This window comes from Acinetobacter sp. 1125_18A (assembly GCF_052824985.1).
In genome coordinates this window covers 552,603-578,361 of record NZ_VTDG01000001.1, presented here as the reverse complement: position 1 = coordinate 578,361, position 25,759 = coordinate 552,603, and the positions used below count along the sequence as shown (strand labels likewise).

Below are 25,759 nucleotides of genomic sequence, written 5' to 3'. Positions count from 1 at the left end.
CAAAAATATACTATTTCACTGTAGTGAAATAATTAGGAAAAATCTAGATCTACAAAGGTTTAAAATATTAAAAATAACTAGTTGTGCTTCTTAAGTTGTTTTTTATATTGATTTAATATAAAAAATATTTAATTATTTGACTCCATGTTTAAATTTTTTCCAATTAGGTGATTTGCTTGAAAATTAAAACTATACATCTAGTTGGATTTCGTAACTTTAGTGATGCCATTATTAATTTTAATGATGATACATTGATCATTGGAGCTAATGATGTAGGCAAAAGTAATATGCTACATGCTTTACGTTTACTTCTAGATAAAAGTTTATCAGAAGCTGATATAGAGCCTTCTGAATTAGACTTTCATCTTTGTAAAAATACAACCTACAATGAACTTTCAATTACTATTAGCTTTGATGATATAAAAGAAGATGCAGTACTTTCTGTTCTGAAAGGGTATGTAAGTGATGATGGATTTACTTATTTACGTTATGTCGCAAATCGGATAGATCTTAGCTATAAAATTTTTATTGGTTATTCTTTGAGTAATATGGAAGAGGTTAATAGTCGATTCTATCTTAAACACCTGAATCTAAAATACATACAATCGCAAAGAGATCTTAAACGTTTTATACAAAGAGAAAAAAGACAGTTATTAAAATTATCTCAACAAAATTTAACAGCTGATCAGAAAGAAGAGGATAACGATCTTCTTACTGAAATAAGTGAAGATTTGAATGACTTAAATGAGAAAGTATCTCAGCTCTATTATGTTGACCAAGCGACTAAAGAAGTAAATGTTGAGTTAAGAAAACTCGCTCATAGTAACTTAAATTATTCGATACAATTGGACACAGGAGCTATTCAGGTTAGCGATTTTATTGATGCTCTTCAATTAGGAGCTTCTACCCATGGCTCAAGCGTATTGTTGGGAGGAGATGGACGCAATAATCAAATACTTTTAGCGTTATGGAAAGCGAAAAGTATAGCTGAACATGATATTAATCATGAGGTGGTTTTTTATGTGATTGAAGAGCCTGAGGCTCATTTACATCCACATCAGCAAAGAAAGTTAGCTCGGTATTTAATTAATGAATTGCCTGGGCAAGCAATAATTTCTTCTCATTCACCACAAATAGCTTCTCATTTTTTACCTAACTCCATAGTTAGATTACTCGTTAAGGATGAATCTACTATAGCTGCAAGTCAAGGTTGCTCTAAATGTATTGAAACTGGTTGGGAAGAAATGGGGTATAGGATAAGTATTTTACCTGCAGAAGTTTTTTTCTCAAATGGTGTTTTTCTCGTTGAGGGGCCATCCGAGATGCTTTTTTACGCTGCTTTAGCTAAGGAGTTAGGCATTGACTTAGACTATTTAAATATCTCTTTATTATCTGTAGATGGTATTGCTTTTAAAGTCTATATTCAGATTTTAGATGCATTAGAAATCCCCTGGGTACTACGGACAGATAATGATATTTCAAAAGTAGCAAGTACAGAAAAATGGCAGTATGCGGGTATTAATCGTTGTTTAACTTCAATTAATGAAAAGCCATGGGAGCATAGTGAGACAAAGTTAGTTCATACTGAGATTTTTTCTGATGCACGTTGGCAAGGCTTTAATAAGGTAACTCGTGTAAAAGGCGTGTTTATTTCAAATATTGATCTTGAGACTGACTTAGTAAGTAATTTGTCTAAAGAAATATTAGAAGAGTTAGACTTTAAAAGTCCAAAGGAAGCTATAGATTATCTTCAAAAGAAAAAAGCTATTAGAATGCGTAATCTATTGGGGAAAATACAATCAAAGCTTTATGTTCTTAGAGGTACAGATATAACTAGTCCTTTAGAGCATTTGCGTGATTCTATAATTAATTAAAGAAAAGATAATGAAAACTAAAAATCTGACACAGCAGCAAGAATTAGCGATTAATTATTCGCATAACATGGTTATTACTGCATGTCCAGGCAGTGGTAAAACAACAGTTGTGGAAGAAAAGGTTAGAAATATTCTACCCACCATTAATGTACATCAAGGTATTATTGCGATAACGTTTACGAGGAAAGCAAGCCAAGAATTAAGGAATAGATGTAACAGTAATAATTATGATACGAAGCAAAGTTTCTTTGGAACTATTGATAAATTTTGTTTAGAGGAGTTGATATATCCTTTTTTATCGCATTTATGGGGTAAGAGTGCAAGTGAATGTGAGGTTGTTGAAAAATTAGATAAGAAATATAACGAATTATTTCTAGATAAGCAGATTCCTACAACATTCGATATCAAAGTAGATGATGGATTTAAGAAACTCTATGATAAAGGAGTTCTATGGATGTCTTCATTTGCCGGGTTAGCAAATTTTATTCTAGAAGGCTCTAAATCTGCTGTAAGATATTTAAAAGCTAAATATACCCATATTTTTATGGACGAATATCAAGACTCATCAAAAGAGCAGCATGAACTATTTTTAAAATTAGTTGATTTAGGATTAATCGGAACTGCTGTTGGAGATGCAGATCAGTCAATTTATGAGTTTAGAGGTAGTAGTGTCCAGTATTTAAATAATTTGATAGAAGATACGAAGAAATTTCAATATTTCCGTATTGATGTTAATCATAGATGTCATCCGTCGATTAGCAATTACGCTTCAAGAGTTAAAGATCCTTTAGCTCCAATTTGTCCTGTCCCAGATATGGAATGTAGGGTTCATAGATTCACTCTGGAAGGAAATCATAAACAGGCAGCTATAAGAATTTCAGAAATTATAACTAAAATAGTAACTAAGAAAGAGTTCTTAAATTATTCAGATATTGCAATTTTAGCAAAAGGTAATAAAGTTTTAAGGGAAGTTTCAGAAGGATTACTTGTTGACTATCGTTTGTATACAGGTATTGATCTTGAGAAAATAAAAACACCTGTAGCTCGTATTTTTCACGATTTATTAGCTCTTTATTTTGGTAAGATTTCCACAATGCAAGAGGTGTTGGACAACAATCAAATCAAGAATTATGTTCCTGAAAAAGAAAATTTACTCTCGTTAAAGGAAAAGATCAATGGTTTGAAAAAGCTTGAAGAGAACCAACTAGTTCAGACCTTTGAAGAGATAATTACTCAAATAGGCATTAATAACTTTGCTCAGGAATTAGAGGCCGTAATAAAAATCTTAACGGATGAAACACTAAAAAAACTATTTAAACCTATTAGCCAATCTGAGATACAAGTGATGACTTTGCATAAATCAAAAGGACTGGAGTTTCACACGGTTATCCATATTGGTCTAGAAGAGTGGGTGTTTCCGTATCGAAAGGTGACCCAAGATTGGTCTCGATATTACCCTGAGTTAGAGCAAGACACAAACCTACATTATGTAGGGATCACAAGAGCCAAAGAGCTATGTATCCTTATTCAAACAACAAAGCGTATAAATTCAAAAGAAGAGGAAATTAATGCAACTCCCTCATATTTTTTAAATCTTATTGACTTAGAAGGACTATATAATCAACATTGAGTGAAGCTTTAACTTGGATTTGAATGAAAAATTTAAAAATATTAGTTACTTAAGTGATTTAATGTTACTTTAAATAAAACTTATAACTATACATAAAGCGAGTTGAAATAAAGAATTAATCATAAGACATCATTCAATCGCTGTGTCTGAATAGTTTTGTTTTCGATCTTGTTTTCCATTTGGTTGAGCATTCCAGTGTTGATATATCTCCTCGATTGATTAAGGCTCGATTATAAGAGAGCCAATTCGTTAATGATAGACTTTAGTTAAAGGCTTATTCATTTGTAAATTATATTGCTGAATAAGCTGTTAAAATAGATTTGTACAACAAAGCAGAGTGAATTGACATGCAAGAATTGTTTAAGGTAAATAAGTTTGAACGAGCTTAATCGTGGGCTAAGATTGAGAATATAAGATAAAAATAACTAAAATGTAGTTAATCATAAAAGTTATGCTTTAATATTTGTGTGTTGATTGTTGTGGTTAACCTAGGAAGAGTTTTAGGAAATAGATCAATATAAAAATAATCGATAAGTTATTGGAATTTAGTGGGCGAGTATTTACATGATTCATTCAGAAAAAGTAGCGGCGGATAAAAAATCACTTGGTTTTGAGTTTCAGGATTTTGTTTATATCGAAAAGCTTATTGAGCTTACGCAAGGACAAACTTTATGTTTAGAACTTTATGACGATATCCATGTGGAAACTATAGCAGATGGTTGTGTGAAAGAGCTTTTACTTATTCAGGTCAAGCATTCGATTGATTCGGGTAATATCACAGATCGAGACATTGATCTTTGGAAGACTATTGATAATTGGCTAAAGCTCATTCCAGAACTACCTGTTGATTCAACATTGAGATTTCAACTTTATACTAATAAAACTCTTAATAACCAAATATTTGTGAGTATGCTAAAAGCTCCTCGTCAGAATATTCTAGCAATTCTTGATTATATAAGGGAAATAGACAGCAAAATTTTTGAAGCAGAATCTAAAAAAGAACCTAAAGATTCAGTTAACCCTATTGCAAAATATGTGAAAGCTATAGCAGAGACAAGTGATGAAGAACTCAAGTTTTTATTTGATCGATTTGAGTTTCATTCTGATAATTCTTCAATAACTGCAAGAATTTCTGCTGCATTACTGCAATTGGCGATTCCTGCAGCATGCTTAGATGAAGCCAGAAAACACGTGATTGGTGCATTTAAGGAGTCAAAATTTTCAAAAATTATCAAAGGAGAAAAGGTAGTCATTACTTTTGATGACTTTCGGGTTGATATGGGGTTTGACAGAATAATTAGATCAGCTAGAGCAGATCCTATTGAATTTGATCGTTTTGTTGATCTTTATTATAACTATCAGAGACCCGATAAATTATCTTTTACTCATAGCAAGTTTTATGAACAGCTGCAAGATATCGGAATTGATAATGATGAAATTGTAGATCGGGGGATTGAAATGATACTTGCAGAACAGTTTATGAGCTCCTTACAAGAGGCTGGTTCCTTCAGTGTTAGCGAAAATTTAAGACTAGAAAATAAGGCAGTAACAGATTGGCAATTGCTACATAGACAATTACATCGGAGAACAAATCAAGATGATGAAAATGAGCATTTGCGAGTATCCTTAGATTGTTATGATAAAACGATGATAAGTCCATTGAAAGTCAGTGATGTAGAACTTCCGAAGAATTTGAGTTGTGGGACATACATTAAGCTTTCTAATTTACCACGCATTGGATGGCGCAGGGATTGGAAAGGAAAGTTTGAAGAATGAATCGTTTATTCCAAAATGAATTGATTGGCACAGTTGCTATTCAAAGTGCACTAGAAAATTCTTTTGAACATCGTTTATCGCTATCAAAAACTATGTTAGTTCTACCTTTACTTTTTGATAAAACCATACGCTCCATTTTGAAAAAGAAGAATAGTGTTGTGTTGAGTAGTAAGGATCTTTTACTGTCCAATCCAGAAGCTTTTATCACTGTACGAGCAAGATATGAGGATTTAGCGATAACCTCTTTGAATACAATAATTCTTACTATGGAGTTAGGTATGACTATACAAAAAGGTGATTACTTGATCCTCAATAAACAAATATTTTTTCAGAATAATTCTGAAATTGGAAAAACAGCATCAGATATATTGGCTTCAGGTCCTAAGCTTGGTCTGATTCTTAATGAAAATACTGTTGATCTTTATCAAGCATTTAGGATTGATTTATGAGTAATATTCAGATCTCTAATGTTGTCCTCTGGCAGAAGAATGGTATTAAGAGGACTCTAGACTTTCTACATAATCATGTAAATGTAATTACAGGAGATTCTGGTAAAGGTAAGTCATCAATTTTATTTATTATAGATTATTGTTTGTTAGCAAGTGATACCACTGGTATATCGAAAACTAATATTGATTCTAAAGTTAACTGGTATGGCATCAAGATTTCTATTGATGAAAAAGAACTTGTCATAGCAAGGCCATCTGAGAGCAATGGGGTAACTGATCAAGCATATTTTAATGATAATGGTATTATCCCTTCTTTACCAATTTTAAACACCAGAGTAGATAATTTAAAGAAAGTTCTGAGCAGTGCATTTGGTATTAATACAGAATTGCGTGTGCCCTATGGTGGCCGATTTATTCAAGCAGGGTCTAAAGTTTCTTTCCGCCATTTTCTTGCCTACTGTTATCAGGATCAAAATACCATTGTTGCACCAGACCATCTTTATATACGTCCAGGCGATGGACGATATCAGGAGGCTATTGAAAGAACGTTCCGAATGGCTATTGGGGCTGAAAATGTAGATACTGCACTTTCCAGAAGTCGTCTTTCAGAATTAGAGCGAAAGAAAATTACTCAAATCAGAAAGAATGAATCTTATGCAAAATCAGAAAATGTCTTTTCTGAAGAGATTGGGAATTTGTCTAGAGAAGCTCATTTACTTGGCGTTATTGATAATATTCCTGCATCTTACGAAGATAGCTTTATTGCACTTCAAAAGCTTGTTCAGACACCTACTGTTCCAAGTAATCACAAATATGCAATTGAACTCATAGAGCGGGAAATATTCCGTCTGACAGCAAAGAATCGTCAATTACAAGCATTTATTGATAATAAAGTGATCTACTCAAGTCAATTGAAGGGAGTCGAAGATACGTTAAAACCAGTTAATGCTTTCAATACTCAAATTGATAGTATATTTCCCTCCCAATTTGCCAACGAAGTTATTGCAAGGCTACAACGTGAGCTCTCTGATATAAAATTATCGTTGAAGAGTCGTAATAGCTTTCCGTTCATTGCAGAAGTAAGAAATATTCATGAGCAGAATGAGAATAAAATTCGAATACTTAAAGAGGAATTATCCTTAATCGAGATAAGTCATCCTATCCGGTATAATCCCAATGATTATTATCGCTACTTAGGTCGCCTTGAAGCAAAACTTGAAATATATAGTCGAAATGAAAATAAGGACGAGCCAGTACTAGAAGATGATTTCGATGACTCAATAGCTAACTTGCAACGAATTGTTGACCAGAATGAAGAAAAAAGTAGTTTGGCTAGGCAAAAGTTAAATTATTTGATGAATAAACGGCTTATAAAATTGCCATTAAAAGGGTATGGTGGATTCTCAACATCCTATTACGAAAAAGAAAAATTAATTCATTTATATTCTCCAGATTTAGATACTATAGAAAAAATGCCAGATGTCGGGAGTGCATCTAACTATCTTTATCTTCATGTTTCCTATTTCTTAGCTGTACACGAAATTGCGAAGACAAAGAAAATTCCTTGGGTTCCTTCTTTTTTAGTTTTAGATCAAGTCAGCACCCCTTATTTTTCAAGTGATGGAAAGCCAAATGATGATATTCGTAGTTTAGATAAAGTATTAACAGAGTTGAATCAATTTGTTATTGATATGGATAAATTTGGTGGTTTTCAAATCATTTTATTGGAGCACATTGGAAGGAAACATTGGACTGACTTGAATCTCGCTAGATTTCATTTGGTAGATAAGGAGCTCAGAGATGATTACGGACTCATTCTTGAAAACTATTTTGACTAAAATCACATAGAATAGCTGAGTGATTTTAGTTATTGCCAAAAAATTTGTATAACAGTAAAGAGTAGTTTTTTGAGAAATACTGCTATGTGCGTGATACAAGATGGATATAATTTTAGGGAGTTTGAGAAATAAATGACATTACCAATTGTGAAAAATGAAGAAATATGTACGGGAGATATTCTTTTATGCTTCTCAAATATGATGAGTAACAATGATAAAAAAGGTGGAAGTGGCTATTCACACGTCGCTATTTCTATTGATGGTGCGGAAATTTTGGATGCAAATAGCAAGGGAGTGCGAATCACTAATATTTCAAAATTATTAGATGAATATGATCATATAGCAGTAATGAGGAATTCACAACTTTGGTCTTCTAGTAGAGTTCTTTTACTAAGTCAATTTGCATCTAAGTGCATTGGAAAGGAATTTAATCGAGAAGGAATTAAGGGATATACTCAATGTAAGGCGTTATATAAAGAAACAGCGATGGAGAGGGTACATAGCTACTTTAGTTATATGAAACCAGTTGTTCAGACAGAACGTGAAAAATACTTCTGCTCTGAATTGGTCGCAGCAGCTTTCATACATGTTGGAATAATTGATCAGTCGGCTGCAATGCTATTTACACCAGAAACACTTTCTCCTGAAGATATTGGAATCGATAAGGCATTTGGTTTTTTTTATGGATACCTAGTTTCATATTCTGATTATGAAATACCTGATTTTGATCACTTTAGGACCTCAATTTAAGAGGGTAATAACGAAAGATTTTTTTAGCTCAAATTTTGCCTGATAGCTGCACTTAAGAATGGTTAATTGTCACATATGGTTTGAGTTATTGCACAAGATCTATTTCGCGATATCTTGTAACATAGAGTATTATTTTTTGTTTTCAAATAGACCACTATGTTTTAGGTTTTAGGGCACAAAGAATTCTTTATTGCGTGAAGGGCATGCAAAATACAGCCCAATCAGCCATTAAAGATTTACGTTTTTCAAGATAAGCTCCTCGTAAATAAGCGGCTTCAACTTCATCGGGTAGTTTATGTGCAAGTACATGCTCACAGACTTCACGAGGATAGTTTGTTTTATCTGCGGACCAATCACGAAATGTCGACCTAAATCCATATGTTGTAATTACTCGATTTAGTTTTGGATCAATATAGCCTAAGCCATTTTCTTTAAGTTTCTGTTCATGCATACACTTAATCTAAGCTGTTAAAGACATATCAGAAAGCATGCTAGTACCACGAGGGGCAGGGAAAATATAGCCTTGTGATTGTGTAAAAGTCTGAATAGATTTCAATAACTCAATTGCGGGTTCTGAAAGTGGAACACGATGTTCTTTGTCTGCTTTCATCCGCTCTTTTGGAATAGTCCAAACTTTATTCTGAAAATCGATTTCTTGCCAAGTTGCTCCAAGGATTTCACCAGAACGGCAAGCGGTTAAAATTGCAAACTCTAAAGCTTTAGGTGAAATACCATCTTTTTGTCGAAGGTGATGAACAAATTCAGTAACTTGATCGTAAGGTAACGATGGGTGAGGGCGTGATACTTGTTTTAAATTACCTAGAATAGGTTCTAAGTTACCTTTCCATTCGGCAGGGTTGTCACCTTCAAAATATTCCATAGCCTTGGCATAATCAAAAATGGTTTCAATACGGCCACGGAGTCGTTTAGCCGTTTCATTTTTCTCAGCCCAAATGGGTTCCAAAACTTTGGCAATATCTACTTTATTAATAGAGCCAATCACACGGTCACCTAAAATAGGGGAGATATAAGTTTCTAATGTGGTCGACCATTGAGCAATATGTTTCTGATTTTTCAACTCACGTGATTTATTGGCAATTACAATTTTGGCACATTCACTGAAAGTACGATCACGGAGCTTTTGAATACGTAAAGCCTGAAGATTTTCCTGTTTTTGCTGGATAGGATCAATCCCATTTCGGATTTGAGCTCTCATTTCTTGAGCTTTTGTTCTTGCTTCAGCTAGGGATACCTCAGGGTATGAACCTAAACCAATATCACGGCGATGGACTTGTTGTTTACCATCTTCATCAAAACGTTGACCTACAACCACACGTAAAATCCAAGCACGAGAATCATTCACAATACGTAGGTGTAAGCCATCGACACCGCCTACAGCGTGCCTACCTTTTCTTTGGCATAATTTTGGCACTATTCGAAATTTTAGCAATCTCTTCTTTGTTCTTATCTGAATTAATTTACTTCGCATAAAGTTTCAATACTTCAATATATAATTTAGTTTAATATGTTGATAATTTATTAATAAAGAAAAAAATTATGGGCTTAAAGGATTTGCTTGGTCTGAAAGAAAGTGATGAAAAAAAACTACGTGAAGGATTAGCGCAACTTAGGGCTTTAAACGATCATTTATCATCCACATATTCTTTAAGGTCTGACTTAAGAGATTTAACGGATAATCGCCATACTGTTAGTTCGCTTTTACAAGGTGAATTGGAAAAAATAAAAGCTCACCAACAAAGTCTAATTAATAAAACAAATGAGTTATCTCAACTTAAAGCTAAATTATATGAGTCTCTAATTGCTATTGAAAAAATTCAATCTATTTTAGCTAATGATGAAAATGGTAGTTCTATTTATTCTCGTTTATTAGAAGTAACCAATGAAGATAATTTAGATGTTTTGGAAGTTGAGTCCGAAAAAATTCACACGGCTTACATTCATTTATTTGATCGAAATGGTAAGGATACCTCAAAAATTGACCGAGTGAATTATGAAGTTGATAAAATTTCAGGTCAATACGACAAACTGTTTGATGAGCTAAATGATAATGATGAAACGAAAGTAAAAGAATACGAAAGAAAAATTAATGAGTTAATTGAATATTATAACGATTTATTTATTGCAGATGATCCTGACAATAAAAGCAAAAATGAACAGATTAATTTTCAATTAGCGAGAGTTCAAAATTTTTATGACAAAATATATGGTAATGAAGAAAAAAATATTACCGCTTTAAGCAAAGATTTAGATAGCCGATTAGAAAACTTAAAAAAAGTAGAGGAAAGAGCAAAATCAGTCATTGGTTTGTCCAGTGAAGCAGGGCTTGCAGGGGGCTTTGTTGTAAAGGGAAAAGAAGCTAAAGAAGGACAAAAAATTAGCATTATTGTATTTGTTATCGTTGTATCAGCAATTTTTGGATTTAATTTTTATTTGTTTGATAAATCAGATTTTTTAAACATGAAATGGGATACTTTTTTATTCAAATTATTGATCAACGCACCTTTGATTTGGATAGCAACAATTGCAAATATAAATTTGAATCGTTTTTCAAGATTAGAACAAGAATATTCCCATAAGGAAGCTTTAGCAAAGTCTTATGAAAGATATAAGACAGAAATTCAAGAACTTGAAAAATTGGGTGTAACTGGCTCAGAAGAACTAAAAGTAAAACTTTTAGAAATCAATCTTGAAGCATTTAAAGTAAATCCTGCGGAACATTCTGACAAAGCCAAGCCTGATTTTTCAATTTGGGATTTAGTTAAGAAAAAAGAAGATGAGAAATCTGGTGAATAAAGGAAGATCGGGTACATGTCCCTCAATGTGCGCGATTTTTCAATTTAGATAGAATTTTGATTTAATGAGATAGCCCGACTTACTTGACCATTACAAGGAGAATCTTGTAGATAGAGCTACTATAAATAAGTCTTATACTAATGGTATAATTTCATTTAATAACAGCAAGGTATCTGCTTCAATTTCTTTGGCACCCAAAGTGAGCAATTCCAATTTGAATAATCAATTATTTGCGATCATTGACTTTGAAACAACCGGTTTGTATCCGCAACATGGTGATCGTATCACTGAGGTTGCTGTGGTCTTAATTAGGAATAATCAAATCGTTGATAGATTTGATAGTCTAGTTAATGCTGGATGTACGATTCCTTATTCAGTGCAGCAATTGACTGGTATTAACAATACAATGATAAGTTCAGCACCATCAGTGAGTGAGGTTGTACCAAAGCTTAATAAATTCATAAAGGATGCAACATTAGTTGCTCATAATGCTGCATTTGATAGCAAATTCTTAGAATCTGAGTTGACTCGATGTGGCTTAAGTTATGAAAAGCAATTTGTCTGCACCTTGTTGCTTTCACGTAGGCTGTATCAAATGGCCCCAGATAAGAAATTACAGACCTTAGCGGACTATCACAATATTAACCGTTCTGGCAATGCTCATAGAGCACTCAGTGATGCGTTGGTTACTGCAGATTTATTTATAAAGATCTATAAAGATTTATTAAGTTATTGTGCAGTGAGTCAACTGAATTTGCCTCAGCTGATAAGCCTTCAGCGAAAACCATTAAAGGATTTTTCTAGTACATCTCTTCGATTACATGAAGAGAAAATTAGGAATGGCACACTCAAGGTTAAACCTCCATCACCTCCTACCAAGTCAACTTTACCAGTGTCGCCAGTTAATTCTACAATGAAAAGAAGTAATGCCAATAATAGTGGTAATAGAGAGCATAATTCTTGGACGATCATAATTATCGTTGTGGTGGTATTTGCATTTTTAATTTTTTCCAAATAAATGATTTAGGTTAACAGGGATGGCATTAACAATAAGACCGAATTTTTTAGGTTCATTATTTGGAAATGTGGCGTACATTTCCATTGATGAGGATTCCATTTCTGTAAAAACTAAAGATGAAACAACAAAAGAATATAGCTTTGTCGAAATTGTTGATCTCTCTATATACATCAGCGGGATTTTTGGCAGCGAGATAAATTTTAATGCTAAGGGCTCAAATCATAAATTCTCCTTCTTAATAAAAAAAGAAGTAGTGGCAGCTGCCCCCACCATTGAAAAACTGTATTACCGTGTTATTGAGAGAAACATTGGTAATGCCTTTCTCCATTTTGAAAAGGTAGCGGTGCATGAATATTTGAGAGACTCTAATATTACAGAGTTAGATCATATCGTTAAACAACTGGTGGATGCCCATCAGAAGTCCAGAGCGTCATGGAGTTCAAAGCTAAATAGTGACTGTCTTGAAAAATTTGAAGTCTTAAAAAGTTACTATCCATTTGAGAGGAATAAAGACAAAGTCAGGGTAGCATTTGAGCAAAAGAGACTGGTTGATCGAAAAGCTTTTTACGATAAAGTTGAGTCTAACCCATTAACAGAACAACAAAGATTGGCTGTTATAAGAAATAATGACTTTAATCTAGTGTTAGCTGCGGCCGGTACAGGAAAGACCTCAGTGATGGTGGGGAAAGCCTTAGATCTAGTTGATTCAAAAATTGCAATTGATAAAGAGATTCTGATATTGGCATATAACAAAGCAGCAGCACAAGAGTTGAGTGAACGACTCAGTGTTCGCGGCAAAGGTTGTGACTTGGCTATCGAGAATTGCCCACCAGTATCAACATTCCATGCTCTAGGGCGGAAGATCCTTAGAGATTGTAATGTATCCACTTATATGTCTGACTTTGTTGAAGACCCTTTAAAACTAAAGATATGGTTATCAGATTGGATTAAATCCTATATCACCTCTGATCCCTCATTTCTTTTTAGATTTATTGAATTAAGCTACCAGCCGGTTAATCCATTTTCTTTCTTCAACAAGCATGAGTACGATGTTTACGTACGTGACAATGAATATCGAACTTTACAAGGCGAACGGGTCAAAGGGTATCAGGAGTTATTGATTGCTAATTGGCTATTCATTAACAGTGTACCATATGAGTACGAAGAACCATATGTCAGTAAAAGAAGGGTTGAGATAGGTTTTGATTACAGACCAGATTTCCACCTTAAAGGGACTAATATTTATATCGAGCATTTTGGGGTAGATCGTAAGGGTAATACCCGACCAGATATTGATGCACAGCAGTATAACGAATCAATGAAAAGCAAGAGAGAGTTGCATAGAGAGTTAGGCACCACACTCTTGGAAACTTATCACTACAATTGGGCTGAGGGAGGTCTTTATAACAGACTAGAAAAACTGATGATCGAGAATAAGATAAAATTAGTTCAAAGGCCTGATGAAGATGTTTTTAAAGCTCTTAAAGAGTCAGGCATTTTACTTACTAACGTAGAGCGTTACATTAAATGTTTACAAGCTATCAGGGTTGAGCATTTAGACTTCGAAGCCATTCTATCTAGGCTGAAGGCAAATAATATTATTTTTGCTCGGAGCTATACTGAACTTTTAAACGAGATCCATGAGGCCTACAAGACTAAGCTTAGATCGACAAATCGAATTGATTTCGATGATATGATTATTCTTGCGACAGAATTGATTAAATCAGGTCACTACAAACCAGCGTGGAGACACATTCTGGTCGATGAGTTCCAGGACATTTCCATGGCACGTATGGAATTGCTAAAAGCACTCATTAAGTTTGGTGATAGCCCCATTCTTACCGTGGTAGGTGATGATTGGCAATCTATCTATCGATTTTCAGGGGGGAAATTAGAGCTTACAACAAGATTTGCAGAATTGGTTGGCAGTCATTCTTTATCAAAACTAGAAAAGACTTATAGATATAACAATAGTATTGCTGATGTAGCTGGTGCTTTTGTGATGCAAAACCCAGAGCAATATAAGAAAAATGTAGCGACTCATACGAAAGTTGATAGTTCTTCGGTTTATTTGGTTGATACGCTAGTGGGCGAATCTTCTTCTATTGAGGATAGAGTGGTTCAAGTAGTTCAAAAGATAATTGCTAATGACTCGAATGGATCTATTGCTGTTTTAGCGAGATATAGATACTTACTAGATAATACAAAAGAGAAAATTAAAAATACTAAGGTCAAAGCCAATATTAAATATTGGACATTCCATGGTTCAAAAGGGCTAGAAGCTGACTATTGTATCCTGATTGGATTTTTCCAAGGCAAGACAGGATTTCCGAATAAGAATAAGGAAGAGATTATCGTTGAATCCCTATTGCCCTTATTGGATAGCTATGAGCATTCCGAGGAGCGTAGGCTTTTGTATGTAGCTTTGACGCGAGCAAGAAAAAAGAATTATTTGTTAGCAGATCCAATGGCACCATCTGAATTTATCAATGAATTGTTATCTCCAAATTATAAATTGCGTATAGCATCTAAAATGTTTGAAGAGAGTTATAGAAGAATCTTTAAATGTCCATTATGTACTGAAGGCTATTTTAGAAGTTATAGAGGAAAATTTGGTCAGTTTTATAAGTGTTCATCTGGTGAGATTTGCAATTCAAAACCTCGAGTATGTGATAAGTGTGGCTCACCTTCAATTGATACCCGTAATCAAAGTGTTTGCAATAATAGCAATTGTAGAAATGAGATAATTATTTGTGACCGATGTGGTCGTCCTATGAAGTTAAGAGAAGGGAAATTTGGCAAATTCTGGGGCTGTACCGGATATAGCCTTACGTATGATCAATGTAAGCATACTAGAAAATTTTTCATTTAAAAGCTAGGCAAAATGTGCATGGAATAAACTTGCAAATAAACCTGAAGCGAATTCAATCTATAAGTTTGAATGGTTATACTTACAAAACAGATCCAAATGGTCGTGTAAGTAATGTTGAAGCAAATTTAAAATTTGAAGCTAATGACCGCAACAAACACCAGCAAACCAATTCAGGTAAAAATAATGGACGGCTTCTAGATGATCATTGTGGTCACTTAATTGCATCTATGTTTAAAGGACTTGGTGAAGGTATAAATATCGTTCCAATGGATAAGGGGGAATATTTGTACATGAGTTCAAATCCTAAAATCTTTTATACTAGAAAAAAGTTAATTGGGTTTTTATTGGGTTTAATTTATTTATTTTATTTTTTTAAGTTATATTAATCTAATGGTTAGACTTTTATTTTGGTGGACGCCATCTCCACCAAAATTCAATTCAGAGAAGTTTGACTGAATGTAAAAAAGCCTTTAAGTTCAATACTTAAAGGCTTTTTTATTTGCCTGTTTGTCCGATATCATCCGACTTGATTTGACCTAATTTTTGCCTTCTCTGGGTAATTATTGGGAAAATTTACCCAATTATTTTAGTCTAGATAAAGGGTAAATACTGATGAAGCTTACCGATACAGAATGCAGAAAAGCACAGCCAAAAGAAAAACGATATCGCCTTTCGGATGAGAATGGTCTATCACTTCTCGTAACGCCATCAGGGCAAAAATACTGGAACATACGCTTTACTGTTCTTGGTGAGCGTAAGTCAGAGTCACTTGGTCAATATCCTGATATGAGTTTAAAGAAAGCAAGGGAGCTTGCACTTGAACTGAAATACAAATATTCCAAGTCAGTGTTGCACGAGGAAATTAAGCCATTTTTTAAAGAGGTAGCAGAAGATTGGTTTGATAATCAAAGAGAAACTTGGTCATCCAAACATATTAGTAATGTGCGAGCATCTTTAGATGAGCTTTATATTGCTCTGGCCAATAAACGTATTAATCAAATTCAAGCTCCAGAGATTCTGCAAATCATTAAAAAGATCGAAGCTAGAGGCTCATTAGAGGTGGCTAAGCGTACTTTGTCTCGTTGTGGTATGGTCATGAAATATGCCATAGCTCATGGCTATAGATTCGATAATCCGGCAAGTGATTTGGTTTATGCACTCAAAAATAAAAAAGTGAAGAACCTAGCTTCATTATCAGAAAGTGAAATGCCTGAATTTTTAAGAAAAATTAAAACTTATCCAGCAGATGCCCAAACTCACCATGCAATAATTATGATCATGCTTACTGGTGTTCGAGTAAGTGAGTTGCTGCAAGCACGTTGGGATGAATTTGATCTGGAAGAGCGTAAATGGGATATCCCTGCTGAACGTATGAAGAACGGTTTACCCCATCGTGTACCCATAACAGATATGATGATTGATGAGCTTCAGGCACTGCGTCTGACACATAATCAAGATCTACTATTTCCACATCGTTTAAATAACAAAGAGCCTATGCGTAGTGAATCAATTTTAGCTGTGATCAAACGGTCGGGCTATGCGGGTCGAATGACCACGCATGGATTTAGATCGTTATTTAGTACAGTAGTGAATGAATCGAATTTATTCAATCCTGATGCAATTGAGCGGCAACTTGCCCATGTGCCACAGAACCGTATTCGCTCTGCATATAATCGAGCGCAGTATTGGGACGAACGTGTAAAGATTATGGAGTGGTATGGGGAGCAAGTAAAAAATTGGTTGCTAAAATTATAGCGTGAAAAAAGAGGCTGAAAAGCCTCTTATCTTTAGGAGATTAAATAGTTATGCAACGTGAAACAGATATGGAGGAGGAAGCTGTATTTTCAATTTAATGTATCACCGCTATGCCATTGAATGTGACTTCTAACCGTTGCTAAAGTCAAAAGTCGATCTAGAGGAACTTGCTAGTATTTTAACTTCCCATCCTCATCACACATTTCTTTTAAATACATTTGATGAATTAATTCCTCTAATATTTCGTTTTCAGTTTTATTCTTGAAATCGGATAGTTTTTTTAATTCTGATTTTGCTAACTTTGTTAGCGGTAAGTGATAAGGTTTTTTTATTTTATCTGCTGCTCTGAATTTCCTTTGACTCCAAGCTTTATAAAGTTGATTTGTTAATAAGTAATGATAATCTTTGTCGAAATATAATAGATAATCAAGAAAGGAGACTATTAAATTTTGATAATCATAATTTTTTTCTGGAATAAATCTTATTCTCCTAAAATATTCATTTTTATCTCTTAGATAAGAATATGCCCATATTAGAAAGTCCTTATCTTTAAGATTTTTAGAGTTATTGTGATAATTTTTGGAAATTATATTCAAATTTATTTCTTTAATACTATTTATTTCTGATATTGATGTTCTTCTTTTATCTATAGTTAATTGATAAATAAGATAGAAGTATGGGGTCTGAAAATATTGAAAAGTAGATTCTGATCTTCTTCTATTTATTTGATCATTATTTATGTAGTTCAAAGCAAAACTGCATAAACGTGTATCTTCTTTTAAAAATATAAAGATATCGATGTTATTAATAGATTTTTTTGTTTCATCTATGTTTTTAAAAAAAGATTCTAATATTTCTCTATCATTAATTTCTTTTAGTTTTATTTTAATAAGATCTTTTATTCCATCAATACTTTTATATTCTTCAATATCTCTAAAGGAAAGGTTTTGTCGATCATATCCACGTCTTCGGTTTGAGTCTCTACTGGATGAAAGGTCAGTTCCTTCTGCATGTTTAAGAACTTCATTATAGATCCAGATCATATCTTCATCATCGTACTTCTTTAACTTTTCGTCGATGATATCAGGTATAGAGCTTTCAACATTAAACCCAGACATTAAACATTTCCTTTGTAGTATTATGCGTAGTATTTATAGTAATATTTTAGCATAATTTTAGATGTATTTTACAAGTTTTTTATGAAGTTTGTTATATGCGTTATCGTATGTATAGCAACATATTTCATAAATTTTGCAAATAGAAATAACTTTGTTGACATAAATTTTTATGATTTAGTTTTTTCTTATTAATCTTTTTAAAGCCTCAGGAATTGATCAAATTGGTAATAGTAGGAATTTAAAGTTTCAAGAATTATCGATGCATCGAACTTATCTGATTGTCAAAGTTAGCTATCTAAGATCGTATTAGCCCAATATTTCTACGTTATGCTAAGCAATCGAGTCAGGAGTGAATTTTCGAAATATCATGATAGGTTGGCTTGAATTGGATTTATTTTTGGAAGAAAAAATGTATTGATAGTTAGATATAAATAAACTGGGTGACTAAAGTCATTAGATTTATGCCGATAATATTTATCTAAATAACGGATAAAATACGCTTGATGCTTTTTTAGTTTTTATTGTGATATTTTAGTGTTTTAATTTATTTTAGATGGTTTTAATGTTTTGTCTTGATGGGTGTTGTGATTTTTCATCAAGGGTTATTAATGTTATTATCTTAGCTTAATCAATTCCACTTAGTAAATATACTCTTATACTACTAGTATCTATTCTTATATCTAATAGGGTTGAAATAATAAGTAAGTTTTAAGTTTAGCTATACATGACTTATACAAACAGTAAAAGATTACATGATGGTTATTTCTATGAGATAAAACTTTCATAGGTAATCAACATGAGTGAATCAGTTAACGAATCAAAAGTATTAATCGAGATTGAGTGTTTTGTAGAAGATATAGTAAGTAAAAAGACTGAGCCTAAAAATTTCTATAAAGACCTAACAGACCTACTGATTCAATTTAATCAAATCTATAGTCCACCTTTTTATTATTCCGCTTCCATTGGAGCGTTCATTGAGTTAATTAATGATTTCGATGAGTACCTAGAGTTAGGCTTCTACTATCTGTTACTGAAAAGATTAAGGCGAGTACCATTTGATAAAATACAACGAAGTTTTAAAATACATTACCGTATACATGAACGTCGACTGCGTGATCATCGTTATGCTGAATCTCGAAATACAAAGCAGTTAATTGCACGTATGAAAAAAATCAGTGATGATTATTCTCGTATCTTGGTTGTACGAGTTGATTTAGCCTATCCGCTTAAACATCAAGTTCAAGTAGGTATTAAAGAATTTAGTCATCATATGAAGATATTAAGAAAAAGAATAAATGATCAAGATAAAATCTTTAAAGGATTGATCGAATCTGCTTGGGCATTAGAGCAAGGCACTGATAAGGGCTACCATTGTCACTTATTATTGGTCTATAAGGGCAGTGAGCGCTGTAAAGCCTATGGTATAGCAAAACAGGTGGGTGATTTATGGAAGTCCATTACGGGTGATTTAGGCTGTTATTTCAATTGCCACGATTCTGACTATCTCAAACAGTTTTCTGATCGAAATACTTTAGGGATTGGGATGATTCATCGTAAGAATAAGGATGAAGTGAATAACATGTTGAATACCGTGAAATACTTAGTTAGACCTGAAAAAGAAAATCAGCATCTACGTGTAAAGTGTAAAAACCGTATGCGGACATTTGCATAATTAAAAAAATCTTAGACCTACATTATCAAAAAGAGAAACACTCTTTCTCAAACAGGTCTGTACTAATGCAAACCTGTTTTGACTAATTCTGAGATAAATATTATGCAAATTCATTGTCCTTATTGCCACTCCGATCAAATCCATCGAATGACTCAACATGTTCCATACGAACGTAATGAGAATCCGAAATCATTGAATGCTTCAATCAATATGGCGAGCATCGGTGCTACCTTAGCCAAAAACTTACCGACGCCTATTCCTATTACCCCATGGGTAGGAGGTCTAGCAGGCGCAGTGATTGGCGGGATTATTAGTAGTGTATTTGAGCCACCTGCACGTCCAGCACCTATTCCCATGAGTTACTTTTATTGTGCCAACTGTCAGCAAAGTTTTTATTGAATACAGTTCGAAACTTAGAGTTTAGGTGTTAGATAAATAGAAACCGATTTGTATATTGTACAAGTCGGTTCCCTAAGAAAGGGTAAAAAAGTAACTTGTTTTTTTAGTTTAACTAGTGGAAATTCACAGCCAATAGGGAGCCTGTAAATTATTTTGAGTAAGTTCCATTTTTTAAAAATGATCTTTTAATCGGTCATCGAAGTGAATATTTTTCGTTTCTTGGTTGAATGGCGGATTGCACTATTCAACGATTCAATTGCATTTTTTGTATATATCGCATCACTTATTTCAGCTGGATAGCTGAATATCGTTCGGATATTTTTCTAATTCGCTCGCCAGGATTCTCCTATTTTGGGGCACTGGTAATTCCATTGATAACAGAAGATATCTAGAGACTTTAGCGAATTGTCTTCTGTACTGGCTTGATAAATCGCTTTTAAACCTGCTGTAAGGGGAATTCATTTTTTGTGGATATACTTTGGGGAATAGATACACCAGATAGAGTCCAAGGAGGAGGAATGACAGAAGATTTTTGGATTTATATTAAAAAAGCAAAGATGACATTGATGGGCTGAGAGCGATTGGATTATCATTATCCGAGTGAAGTTGCTGATGATTATGATTTGGGATGGCGTCCAAATTTAATAGAATAAATATTCGAGATTAAAGTATTTATTTTATTATTTTTAATGTATTTTAAATTAATTGAGGTATATTAGATGGATGCGGAAAAAATTATAGTTCTTTATTAGACCTATTTCATAACTCACTTTTTACTCAGTTCCAAATTATAAATTCCTGCAATCAAATTGAACCTTAAGCCAAGTCTTTTCCCTCTATTTCGATAACGCTCTGCAAGGATTTTGAAAGTCTTTAATGTTCCAAATACATGCTCAATCCCTATTCTTCTTTTATTAATTTCTCGATTATATGTTTTTAGCAAAGGATCTAATTCACAACGTTTTTTAGCCTTGCACGGTAACAGGCTATTGGGATATATAGCATAAATCCCTTGGTAACCTTTATCTGCAAGAATAAATGAATTTGTTGGGACTAAATGCAGATTGCGTTTGAACAGTTCAAAGTCATATACAGCGCCTTTGCTCATGCATAAACTTAATATTTGCTGAGTTTTACAGTGAATGATCGCTTGTACCTTAAAGGTATGAGCCTTTTTCTTACCACTATAGCTTTTCTTCTGTTTTTTTAGGTCTTTGAATTGGAATTTCTGTAGCATCTACGATCACAACATTCCAGTCTATACCTTCACCTTCGGGAATATCTTTGGGTAAATTAAACAAACCTGACTGGATTAAACTATCTTCAACTTGACGAACAATTCTGGAAGCTCTTGGCTCTGATACACCGTAACTTGCAGCAACATGAAATAAGGTTCGGTATTCTCTCCAATAGCTTAAGCAGAGTAATACTTGATCTTCAAGACAGAGTTTCGGTGGCCTGCGTTTAGAAGGAATTTGCATCTGCATTTGTTCAACCATTAGAGAAAATGTCGAACGAGATATGCCTGTATAACGCTTAAACTGAGAATCAGAAAGCTTTTTTGAATCGAGATATTTCATACACAGATTATGCTTGAAAATCTTAAATTTTGCAGGATGAATATTAAACAAGAAGATGAACGTTTTTTGATTTATGAAAGAGGTTTATTATAATGTGGATAATATTTTATCTAAAGAAATTATATTTGGTCGAAGGATTAGCGGGGATAAATATGTTATTGAAAATATTCCTTTATATGCCCCAAATTTGGCTTTAGGTGATATCCTTTTAGTAGAAAAGTTAGATGATGAACAGCTATATTTTGAAGATTTATTTGAGACATCAGAAAACTCTACTATAAGAATCGTCTTCTTTAATTATGATCCTATAATTGTGCAGAAAATTTTAAAAGAAATCGAGAGGTGTAGTATAAATTGGGTTGGTTTTGATGATGGTAGTTATTATTCATTAAACGTTAATAAATATTTAGATTATAAAAAAATAAAATTATTTTTAGAAGAAAATAATAGATTATCAAGAGAGTTTTTTGTCAGGAAAACATAGAAGTGATTTGTTGTAATTTAAATTTAGAAATTAATTGGATATTAGAGTTTAAAAATGATTGAAATTCTTAGTTGGCTTCTATTATTTCCCCCTATTTTAGATTGATTTTGAAATGCATTATATTGCTGTTAACATTGGCTCGATTATTCCACGAAGGAAGAATGGCAAATCATGGAAAGGTACTCGAATAAGTTCGATTGAACGTAATGCGCTACTCGATAGAGTAAAGCATTTAGGCCGGATGATATAGAAAAAATGGTTGGGCTACCACCTAAGATGTTTAATGGAAACTAAGATTCACTGCATCAAATTACTAGGTGAAAAACTGAGTTCAAGAAACTTTCAAAGCCATGTCAATGAAATTCATACGCGTGTAGCGGTATTGAATAAATTTAGCGAATTATGCAGACCTCATACCTGAGTTATGTCTTAAATTTTAGTTACTTGGGCAAGTATTAACTTTTAAATCTTTGTTCAACAAAGCTTATCTGCTTCAAACTATAACAATTAAAGTTAAATTATTTTGATAAATAAAATTAATGTGATATAAATTATTTGTAATAAAAATTACTTTTAGAGATATAAATGAAAAAATTTACTGTCCAGTTTTTTATAACTTTTTTTTCCTTGTCGATCATATGCATGTTTCTTCTTAATATTTACCTTCCTGAAGATAAAGATATTTTAGATACTATTAAAAGTATATTAATTTATATAACTCCAGTCTCAATTATCTTGAATATTCACTTCCTACTATCAAAAGAATATTAAGTTTAATATGGAAATTTATTTAAATTACAATAAATTGGCATTATTCAAAAAATGTATCTCTAAAGGCTTATTGAGCAATAGGCTTTGTTATACCAATATTTAAAAACTACTATAGCTACCCTTAGTAATTCAGATTTATGTGGTTACTTGAGAGAGTTTACCCCAATTCAGTGAATTTATTAAGTATTGTCACACGCGTATGAATTTCATTGACATAGCTTTGAAAGTTTCTAGCATTGAGCTTATCGCTTAATAATTTAATATTATGCGTCTTGGTTTCTATCAAGCTTTGGCAATAATCCAGACCACTTTTTCCAAATAGCTCTTCCTAGGCGTTTGACTGTTTTTAATAATTCATTTCTCTACATAGACATCAGAGTTTTATCTTTCCAATGCTTCGTATTTTTTTAGTCGAATCACCACATGTTTTTGTTAAAATCACTTGTCGTCAGTATTTCGATAAGCCCCATCTGTATAAGCAGAATCAATTTGCTCCTTTAGTGGAGTTTGAACAAGTAGATCTTCAAATATTTGCTAATCCCTAACACTGTGCGTATTTATCTTAATACTATGTATTTACAGGGTTTTATCATCTATGTTGACATGAATCTTACTCCATTGCTGATGATATTCAGTTAGGTTTTCTTAAGCTTTCATTCTCATTAACCTAAGAATTTCAAACCAGTAGAATCGACGAGTAGATGAAGTCCATCACAATTTTTTTGATAACTAATCGCAATATCAATATGCTTTTTCCTTCTTTACAGCGTGGAACAATCTGGCGCTGTCCAATCTAAGCTACAAAGTCTGTTACCATTCGAAATAAAGATATGATCAAAAAACAGCATTGAATAGCTGTATCGAAATAAGTTTGATTCCGACCTTGTTTGCATCGTGGTTGTTAATAGGACTGAGTGCTAGGATCAAAAAAATTGAGTTGTTTGCTTGATTAAGGCTCGATTATAAGAAGACCAATTAGTTGTACGATAGATTTTAGATGTAGACTTCTTCATTGCGAGATTTATGTAACAAAGCCTATTTTAACTATAAATGTAGCCTAGTACTTTTTAAATAATATAAATTATACATAATAATAATAAATATGTGTTTTAAACACAGAAATAGAGGTTAAGTGTTTGAGTTTAAATTAAATTTTAAAACTTTAATTCTTATTTTTGGAAAAAAATAGAAAAATCAGAATAATGTGATATAAGTATTTTTTAATATAGATTAACCCTGTAGTGTAAAAATGAAAATATTTATTATTCATTTTTTAATATCATTTTTTTTCTTATGTAGTGTGACTATAATTCTTTTGGAAATTTACATTCAAAAAAATATAAGTAACTTAGATATTGTTAAAAAAATATTGAGCTACATACTTCCAATATCAATTATTTTGAATATTCATTTTTTATTATCAAGAAAATAGGATTTTTAATATGGAAAATTTCACAATGCGAGAACTTTCTCTAGAAGACTTAGAGCTCGTTTCAGGTGGAACAAATGCCCAAAACTGTAGAAATGCTGTTTTGCAGGGATCAGCCCTTGGAGGTTTAGTGGGTGCCGCTATTGGAGCTGCTGTAAGAGCACCTCAATTAGTTGCTGTTGTCGGTGCGTTAATTGGTGGCGCGGTTGCTGGGAAAAACTCACCAGCTTGTAAAGCTGGCAATAATTACTGTAACGACGGTACTAATTATGGAAAAGATGGAGGTAACTATTAAACCTTTTATTTAATATCTTAAATTAATTTTAATACTTGGTTGATTTAATTCAACCAAATTTATTTATAGCTAGGTTGTTATGCTGCTAAATTTTTCTCTGAATAAAGATACATTTAAAAAAGAATTTTTGTACAAAAAACCTTGCTTATTTAAAGGTGTAGTATCTAAAAATAATTTTACATGGAATGATGTAAATGAATTTTACAGTCGTGCTGATATTTCGCATATTAATTTTAAGTTAATGGATGGTTATGAAGTTTCTAAAGAAAAATATGTTGAAGCATATGATAATTTAGGCGTTATTGAATATAGACCTATAACAGCTGTTTTATATGAATATCTTAGAAATGGTGCAACTTTAGTTTACAATAGAATTAAAAATGAGACTTTTGTAGATTGTATTAGTAAACAAATTGCGAGTTTTGCAGAAGCTCATACAATAACTGGTGGGTATGCCGCATTTAGCTCTAAGTCTTCTTATAAAGGCCATTGGGATACGCGTGATGTTTATGCAGTACAATTAATAGGGCGAAAACGTTGGATTTTAAAAAAACCTAACTTTGACTTTCCATTATATATGCAACAAACTAAATATTTCTCTGATATAAAAGAGCCAGAAGAAGTTTATATGGATGTCATTCTTGAAGCCGGAGATATTTTATATATTCCCCGTGGTTGGTGGCATGATCCTTTGCCTTTAGATGAAGAAACTTTTCATTTAGCTGTGGCTACTTTTGCACCTACAGGTTTTGAATATATGCAATGGTTGCAAAACACCATTCCAGATATTTTAGATTGCCGTAAAAATTTTACTGATTTTGAGCATGATGAAACGATGATTCAGAATATCAGCCATCAAGTTGCCGAAATAATTAAAGATAAAAAATATTATGAAAGCTTTATGATGCACCATATGGGAAATCATCAGGTACCAGCTATGTTATCTTTAGATGTTCTCGGTAATGGTAAAATTGATCAGTTAAATGAAGACCAGAAGCTCTGCCTAAATGCAAATTTAGTCTATTTATTTGATGATGGTTTCGTCATCATTAACGGAAATAAACTTAATGTTGATGCTATAAGTTTACAGCTGATTCAGTATTTGTTTGAACATCCATATTCATCAGTTGCGGATATCGTTTCTCAATTCAATAGCTATCCAGCAGATAAAATAAAAAAACTTCTTTTCCAATTGGCTTTGGAAAATATTATTGGGCTTGTGACATAAATTTCAG

General features: G+C 32.9%; 19 protein-coding genes and 5 pseudogenes. 17 read left to right on the top strand and 7 right to left on the bottom strand.

Annotation, left to right across the window (positions count from 1 at the left end; all coding sequences use genetic code 11):
* The first annotated feature begins 167 nt into the window (after positions 1-167).
* Positions 168-1,874 carry an ATP-dependent nuclease gene (locus tag FY049_RS02595; RefSeq protein ID WP_446083124.1) on the top strand — a complete coding sequence of 569 codons (1,707 nt, stop codon included), beginning with the start codon at positions 168-170 and terminating at the stop codon, positions 1,872-1,874.
* Between the two features lie 10 nt (positions 1,875-1,884).
* The gene (locus FY049_RS02590) at positions 1,885-3,504 is read left to right on the top strand and encodes a UvrD-helicase domain-containing protein (protein ID WP_446083123.1); all 1,620 of its coding nucleotides are present in this window, start codon (positions 1,885-1,887) and stop codon (positions 3,502-3,504) included.
* Between the two features lie 132 nt (positions 3,505-3,636).
* Here FY049_RS02590 and FY049_RS02585 read toward each other — a convergent pair.
* A pseudogene (locus FY049_RS02585) lies at positions 3,637-3,786 on the bottom strand (IS5/IS1182 family transposase); the annotation flags it as partial.
* Positions 3,787-4,068: 282 nt separating this feature from the next.
* Here FY049_RS02585 and FY049_RS02580 point away from each other — a divergent pair.
* The 4 genes from FY049_RS02580 (at position 4,069) to FY049_RS02565 (ending at position 8,317) form a co-directional block, all read left to right on the top strand.
* Entirely contained in the window at positions 4,069-5,280 is a 1,212-nt protein-coding gene (locus FY049_RS02580; protein WP_446083122.1) for a hypothetical protein, read from the top strand.
* A complete protein-coding gene (locus tag FY049_RS02575; RefSeq protein WP_446083121.1) occupies positions 5,277-5,729 on the top strand; it encodes a three component ABC system middle component in 453 nt (150 codons plus the stop codon). The genes FY049_RS02580 and FY049_RS02575 overlap by 4 nt, the downstream gene beginning before the upstream one ends.
* Entirely contained in the window at positions 5,726-7,567 is a 1,842-nt protein-coding gene (locus FY049_RS02570; protein ID WP_446083120.1) for a DUF3732 domain-containing protein, read from the top strand. The genes FY049_RS02575 and FY049_RS02570 overlap by 4 nt, the downstream gene beginning before the upstream one ends.
* Positions 7,568-7,699: 132 nt before the next feature.
* Positions 7,700-8,317 carry a hypothetical protein gene (locus tag FY049_RS02565; RefSeq protein ID WP_446083119.1) on the top strand — a complete coding sequence of 206 codons (618 nt, stop codon included), beginning with the start codon at positions 7,700-7,702 and terminating at the stop codon, positions 8,315-8,317.
* A gap of 187 nt (positions 8,318-8,504) precedes the next feature.
* Here FY049_RS02565 and FY049_RS02560 read toward each other — a convergent pair.
* Positions 8,505-9,767, bottom strand: a pseudogene (locus FY049_RS02560) (tyrosine-type recombinase/integrase).
* 107 nt (positions 9,768-9,874) lie between these two features.
* Here FY049_RS02560 and FY049_RS02555 point away from each other — a divergent pair.
* The 5 genes from FY049_RS02555 to FY049_RS02535 all read left to right on the top strand — a co-directional run bounded on the left by FY049_RS02555 (position 9,875) and on the right by FY049_RS02535 (position 16,776).
* Positions 9,875-11,131, top strand: coding sequence for a hypothetical protein (locus FY049_RS02555; protein WP_446083118.1), 1,257 nt, complete (start codon positions 9,875-9,877; stop codon positions 11,129-11,131).
* 214 nt (positions 11,132-11,345) lie between these two features.
* Positions 11,346-12,149, top strand: coding sequence for a 3'-5' exonuclease (locus tag FY049_RS02550; RefSeq protein ID WP_446083117.1), 804 nt, complete (start codon positions 11,346-11,348; stop codon positions 12,147-12,149).
* Positions 12,150-12,168: 19 nt separating this feature from the next.
* Positions 12,169-15,021: a UvrD-helicase domain-containing protein gene (locus FY049_RS02545; RefSeq protein ID WP_446083116.1), complete on the top strand. Its 2,853-nt coding sequence runs from the start codon at positions 12,169-12,171 to the stop codon at positions 15,019-15,021.
* A 29-nt stretch (positions 15,022-15,050) separates the two neighbouring features.
* Positions 15,051-15,407, top strand: a complete 357-nt coding sequence (locus tag FY049_RS02540; RefSeq protein ID WP_446083115.1) for a DNA/RNA non-specific endonuclease — start codon at positions 15,051-15,053, stop codon at positions 15,405-15,407.
* 226 nt (positions 15,408-15,633) lie between these two features.
* Positions 15,634-16,776 carry a tyrosine-type recombinase/integrase gene (locus FY049_RS02535; protein WP_105714675.1) on the top strand — a complete coding sequence of 381 codons (1,143 nt, stop codon included), beginning with the start codon at positions 15,634-15,636 and terminating at the stop codon, positions 16,774-16,776.
* Positions 16,777-16,946: 170 nt separating this feature from the next.
* Here FY049_RS02535 and FY049_RS02530 read toward each other — a convergent pair whose 3' ends face one another.
* Complete coding sequence (locus FY049_RS02530) at positions 16,947-17,894, bottom strand: hypothetical protein (protein WP_446083114.1); 948 nt, start codon at positions 17,892-17,894, stop codon at positions 16,947-16,949.
* A gap of 796 nt (positions 17,895-18,690) precedes the next feature.
* Here FY049_RS02530 and FY049_RS02525 point away from each other — a divergent pair.
* On the top strand, positions 18,691-19,566 hold the full coding sequence (locus FY049_RS02525) for a YagK/YfjJ domain-containing protein (RefSeq protein WP_446083113.1): 876 nt from the start codon (positions 18,691-18,693) through the stop codon (positions 19,564-19,566).
* A 102-nt stretch (positions 19,567-19,668) separates the two neighbouring features.
* Positions 19,669-19,965: a hypothetical protein gene (locus FY049_RS02520; RefSeq protein WP_446083112.1), complete on the top strand. Its 297-nt coding sequence runs from the start codon at positions 19,669-19,671 to the stop codon at positions 19,963-19,965.
* Positions 19,966-20,162: 197 nt separating this feature from the next.
* Here the strand turns inward: FY049_RS02520 and FY049_RS02515 are convergent.
* The 3 genes and pseudogenes from FY049_RS02515 to FY049_RS02505 form a co-directional block, all read right to left on the bottom strand.
* A pseudogene (locus FY049_RS02515) lies at positions 20,163-20,417 on the bottom strand (transposase); the annotation flags it as partial.
* Positions 20,418-20,731: 314 nt separating this feature from the next.
* Positions 20,732-21,202, bottom strand: a complete 471-nt coding sequence (locus tag FY049_RS02510) for a transposase family protein (RefSeq protein ID WP_446083111.1) — start codon at positions 21,200-21,202, stop codon at positions 20,732-20,734.
* Positions 21,150-21,545, bottom strand: a complete 396-nt coding sequence (locus FY049_RS02505) for a transposase family protein (protein WP_446083110.1) — start codon at positions 21,543-21,545, stop codon at positions 21,150-21,152. Before FY049_RS02505 ends, FY049_RS02510 begins: the two co-directional genes overlap by 53 nt.
* A 73-nt stretch (positions 21,546-21,618) precedes the next feature.
* Here FY049_RS02505 and FY049_RS02500 point away from each other — a divergent pair, with 73 nt between their 5' ends.
* Both FY049_RS02500 and FY049_RS02495 read left to right on the top strand, forming a co-directional pair.
* Complete coding sequence (locus FY049_RS02500) at positions 21,619-22,029, top strand: DUF4265 domain-containing protein (RefSeq protein ID WP_446083109.1); 411 nt, start codon at positions 21,619-21,621, stop codon at positions 22,027-22,029.
* A 139-nt stretch (positions 22,030-22,168) separates the two neighbouring features.
* Positions 22,169-22,450 (top strand): annotated as a pseudogene (locus FY049_RS02495) (IS5/IS1182 family transposase); the annotation flags it as partial.
* 507 nt (positions 22,451-22,957) lie between these two features.
* On the opposite strand, the pseudogene FY049_RS02490 reads toward FY049_RS02495, so the two are convergent.
* Positions 22,958-23,813 (bottom strand): annotated as a pseudogene (locus FY049_RS02490) (IS5 family transposase).
* A gap of 429 nt (positions 23,814-24,242) precedes the next feature.
* Between FY049_RS02490 and FY049_RS02485 the strand changes: the two are divergent.
* Both FY049_RS02485 and FY049_RS02480 read left to right on the top strand, forming a co-directional pair.
* Complete coding sequence (locus FY049_RS02485) at positions 24,243-24,524, top strand: Blp family class II bacteriocin (protein WP_446083108.1); 282 nt, start codon at positions 24,243-24,245, stop codon at positions 24,522-24,524.
* Between the two features lie 79 nt (positions 24,525-24,603).
* Complete coding sequence (locus FY049_RS02480; RefSeq protein WP_446083107.1) at positions 24,604-25,752, top strand: JmjC domain-containing protein; 1,149 nt, start codon at positions 24,604-24,606, stop codon at positions 25,750-25,752.
* The last annotated feature ends 7 nt before the right edge of the window (positions 25,753-25,759 follow it).